This window comes from Streptomyces sp. NPDC002130 (assembly GCF_040296465.1).
Taxonomy (GTDB): domain Bacteria; phylum Actinomycetota; class Actinomycetes; order Streptomycetales; family Streptomycetaceae; genus Streptomyces.
On sequence record NZ_JBEOXI010001114.1, the window covers coordinates 1 to 1137 of the forward strand.

Here is a 1137-nt window from a genome sequence, read left to right on the forward strand (position 1 = left end):
GCAGGTTGTAGGCGTTGACCGTCTTCTGCTCGCCCTTGCCCGCGTCGAGGACGTCGGTGATGAACTGGTCGTAGCCGCCACCGTTGTAGACGACGAGCGATGCGTCGGTGATCTTGGCGGCATCGGCGGGAGTCGCCTCGAACGAGTGCGGGTCCGCGGACGGCTCGTTGATGATCGACGTCACGGTCAGCTTGTCGCCGGCGACGGCCTGCGCGACGTCGCCCCACACGTTCGTCGATGCGACGACGGTGATGCCCTCGTCTTTCGACGAGTTGGAGCTGCACGCGGTGAGCGCGAATGCTGCGGCGACCGAGACGGCCGCGAGGGCGGTGGCGGTGCGGAATTTCGACGACGAACGCACGTGCTTTTCTCCTGAACAAAGGCTGGGCTAAATGCTATTGGAAACCGTTACCGTTACACATTAGCGCATAGTCGCTGGTAGTTCACCTTCGGTTCAGCCCCAACGCGCCGTCTGCGGGCACTACGGCTAACGTCCGTTTATGCCCCGGTCCCGTCAGCCACGCCGTCAAGCCACTTTGGCGTCGCTTGCCGCCGAGCTCAATGTGTCGAGAACTACAGTCTCGAACGCGTACAACCGACCCGATCAGCTCTCCGTCGAGCTGCGGGATCGAGTGCTCCAAGCGGCCAAGCGACGCGGATACCCCGGACCCGATCCGGTCGCCCGCTCCTTGCGAACTCGCAAAGCCGGCGCCGTCGGTCTTCTGCTCACCGAAGCACTCAGTTATTCGTTCCGTGACCCGGCCGCCATGAGCTTCCTGGCCGGTCTCTCGGAATCGTGTGAGGACGCCGGCCAGGGCTTGCTGCTCATCCCGGCCGGGCCTGGCCGCGACGAGGTGGATGCTGCAGCCGTGGTCCAGCAGGCGGGTGTCGACGGCTTTGTCGTCTACTCCGTGGCCGACGACGATCCGTATCTCGCTGCCGTGCTCGAGCGTCACATTCCGATCGTCGTGTGCGACCAGCCTCGTGAGATCCCCGGTGCGTCTCTCGTGGGCATCGACGACCGCGCTGCCATGCGCAAGGTCGCCGATTACCTCATCGGTCTCGGACACCGTGACATCGGCGTGCTCTGCATGAGGCTGGGGCGCGACCGGATGGACGGCGTGGTCAGCCAGGAAC

At 64.7% G+C, this 1137-nt stretch carries 2 protein-coding genes; one reads left to right on the forward strand and one right to left on the reverse strand.

The genetic code is table 11. The annotated features are described in order from the left end of the window. Positions 1–361 (reverse strand): metal ABC transporter substrate-binding protein (locus ABT116_RS48855; RefSeq protein WP_351648040.1); only part of this gene is annotated, 361 nt, incomplete at its 3' end. Between the two features lie 406 nt (positions 362–767). Here ABT116_RS48855 and ABT116_RS51280 point away from each other — a divergent pair. Next, the coding region (locus tag ABT116_RS51280) for a type 1 periplasmic-binding domain-containing protein (protein WP_502984102.1) at positions 768–1137 on the forward strand (370 nt) is incomplete at its 3' end.